Source organism: Burkholderia sp. MSMB1498, from assembly GCF_001526245.1.
In the GTDB taxonomy this organism is placed as follows: domain Bacteria; phylum Pseudomonadota; class Gammaproteobacteria; order Burkholderiales; family Burkholderiaceae; genus Burkholderia; species Burkholderia savannae.
Genome location: NZ_LOYJ01000110.1, coordinates 1 through 3,220, shown reverse-complemented (window position 1 = coordinate 3,220; position 3,220 = coordinate 1). Strand labels below are relative to the sequence as shown.

Genomic DNA, 3,220 nt, shown 5'->3' with positions numbered 1-3,220 from the left:
CACTGCCACTTCGTCAGTTCGTCGGCTGCCAGGTATCGTTCTCGTCCTCGGCGACCGTGAACCACGGGTAGTAGCCCATCTTTCGGCGCTTGGGCAACTTCGAACGTAACTGCAATTGCTCCTCGCAATACAGCCGGTACGCCTGGTTCTTACCTAACTGCCAACCTTCGCGGCGCAACAGCACGTGAACACGCCGATAGCCATAACGCACACGCGTGTAGGTAATCTCGCGCATGAGTGCGCGCAGCTCCGCACGGGGATCCTTGACGCTCCGGTAGTACTGAACGCTGCGCGGCTGCTTCACGAGCCGACCGACCCGCCTCATCGTCAATCCATAGTGGCTTACTACGTAGTCCACCACGTCTCGCCTCAGCGCGGGCCGGGCCACATTTTTTTGCGGCTATGTCCTGCAAGATGGCCTTATCCAAGCTCAGTTCGGCAACCAGCTTCTTCAGCCGCGCATTCTCATCCTGCAATTGCTTGAGTTCGCGCACCTGATCCGACTGCATCCCCGCGTATTGCCTCTTCCATCGATAGAACGTTTGCTCGGAAATGCCGACCTGCCGGATCACATCGACTACCGGCATCCCCAGCTCTGCCGGTTTCGGTACCGCCACAATCTGCTCGATCGAAAAGCGTTTCCGTTTCATGACAAACGACCTCGTGATTCAGGGGCAGGTTTGCCGCAAAACTCGCTCTCAGATCAGCCCAGGATTCCGAAAGCGGATCACATCGACTGACGTACTCGCGCTCAACATTGTGACGTCGAGGACCGCGGCTTTGACGCCACGGGCCTCGCTCCCAATTTGTGAGAGGCTACGCCCCAAGCTTGAGGATAAAAAATACGTGGCGACGAAATATGGTCTTTTCTATTGAATAATCGCCTAATATCATGCTTCCTCAAAGCCGCGTACACCGTAAATGATGGATCCTCAGCGCGCTCCACGCCATGTGCCCTAACAGGGTGCTTGGAATAAGCCACAACTGGCCTATCGATACTGTCTGCCACTTGCTGGGCGGCCCCCCTCTTGGCATAACAACTAATCAAATGAAAGGGCGTAGTTCCTTTGGTCAAGTCTATAGAGTATTTCAACTTTAGCTGCTCTTCTAAAGCATTTGCTGCTATCCCCTTACTTGTACGAGTATATTTACCAGTAAATCTCCCAGCAACTTTCTCGGCTTGCTTCCCCCAAACTAGGACACTGTCCCCATTATCTCGCTCTTTAGCGCCATGAATTATCATCGCCTCGACCCCCTGCTTACCTTGGAACTTGTCGGTATAACCACCGTACCATACCGCGAATTTTCGATTGAATATTGTGATGTTTTCGTCAGTTTTCACTTCCGCCCACCATTGCATTCCTTGATCAATGCTCTGAGCCGGTCTGTTTGTCCGCGCTGCCAGATCAGTCTCTTCCACCGCCCCACTGGCGATTGCCGTCGCGTCTCTCGCTTTCGCTCGTGCGGGGTCCTCCTGGCTCTTCATCAACCTTTGTACTGCCCGCCCAATACGTGCAACCACACGTGCCAATCTCGTCGCTAGCGACATCTGGCCCGAAACAGGGACGTCGGCGGCAAGGCCACCAACGTCCTCGTAGGTAACCGGATTGTTGCGTACCATGCCAAAAAGGTTCAGGCCATCGACGAGGCCGGCGGGATCAGCGTTGAGCCAGCGTCCAATCCAAGGTTGGTAATACCGCAGGCCATAGTCGTACAACCCTGTCGCGTCGCGCTCCTTGCCAGAGTAACGGTTGTATTTCGTATCTGCCTCTGCCTGACTGCGCGCTGTCACTACTGCCGTGCCGCCGTATGGGTAGTATTCTTCCCGGCTGATTATTTCTGCGTGCTGGTCCAGCTCGAGTCCGATCGAGCTGGTCAACCCTCCAATCTCGTAACGAATGGCGTCGTCTACGAGGCCGTCCGGCTGCCCGCTTTCCCAGTGCAGTGTTCGCGCGCTCATCTGGCCGGCTTCCAGTTTCACCTCGTGCAGCACCTTGATTACTTTCACCCCCTGCCCGCTCTCACTACGTGTCACCCGCAGCGTCAACCCGGGCAGATAAATTGACTCGGCAATGCGTATCGTGCCACTGGTCTGCGTGCGCTTCGTGCCCGCGGTATAAGTACGCGTCTGCTTGCGCACACGCGTCCCGTCTGCACCATATTGGTACACTTCACGATCGTCCGTCGTACCGTCCCTCTTGACGAGCGTCACCCGCGCCAGCCGGTTGTCACCGTTCCAGTCCAGCGGCTGCAATCGGTCCGGCAGCAGAATCCGCTGGTTGCCTGCCGCATCAAACCAGTCGCCGTCGTCGATGTGCTCCGGCTTCAAATTCTGCTGGTCATTCTGCTCAATCGCGCGGTTACTGCGACCGGACACCACGATCGTCTTTGTGTAGCGCGCTGCCCCTCGGTGCTGAACGTGCGTGAGATTACCGCTGCGGTCGTATGTATAGGTACGTTCGTAGTTCGTATAGACCGTGTCGTCGAGCGGAATGGCCGGTGCGGGCAGTAATGGCCCATCTTGGCCGCGATTAGCCGTCTCCCGCCCAGTTGCGCCAGTCAACTGGTACAACGCGTCGTAGGCATAGGTGTGCACCGGCTCGATCTGCTGATTGCGCCAGTAGGTGGTGGTCTGCGCGTCGTTGTGCACGCTCAGCACATTGCCAACCGGGTCGTACGCATAGTGCAGGTCCTGCAGCACGGTGGCACGACGCGCCTGATCCGGGCGCGTCGTGCGCGCGCCGATCAGTCGTTGCGTCTCGGGCTCGTATGCGTATGTGTTCATCACACCGTTGCCCGCCATTTCGCTGAGCACCTGGCCCGCTGCGCTGTACTCGATCGATCTAAGTACTGGCTGCGCTGTTCCATCGCCGGCCAGCGTCAGGCTGCTGCTGGCCAACTGGCCCGCAACATCGTGGGCACGAGCTTGCACGTTGCCCTTCGCGTCGACCTGTGTACACCAGGCACCCGTCGCATCATGCGTCCATACGGTCTTGTACAACGTCGGGTCCAGTTCGCCTGCCCACGCCGACTCGTCGTTGCCCACCCAGTCTGCTTCATCTTCGGCGCTCATGGGTAACTGACGGGTTTCACCAACGGGTTCTCCGGTGAGACGAAAGCCGCGCCACTCGAGCCGTCCCGCAGTATCGTAGCGACGCACACATTGCCCGCGCAGGTTGTGCGCCTGCGCGTCGGCTTCCCGCTCGCCGTACACCCATAC

At 57.9% G+C, this 3,220-nt stretch carries 1 protein-coding gene and 1 pseudogene; both read right to left on the bottom strand.

Going from position 1 to position 3,220, the window contains the following annotated elements; genetic code table 11:
• Positions 1 to 76: 76 nt before the first annotated feature.
• Positions 77 to 650: pseudogene (locus WS91_RS34525) on the bottom strand (transposase); the annotation flags it as partial.
• A gap of 101 nt (positions 651 to 751) precedes the next feature.
• Positions 752 to 3,220, bottom strand: a 2,469-nt coding sequence (locus WS91_RS25055) for an RHS repeat-associated core domain-containing protein (RefSeq protein ID WP_082758335.1), incomplete at its 5' end; no start/stop codon positions are given.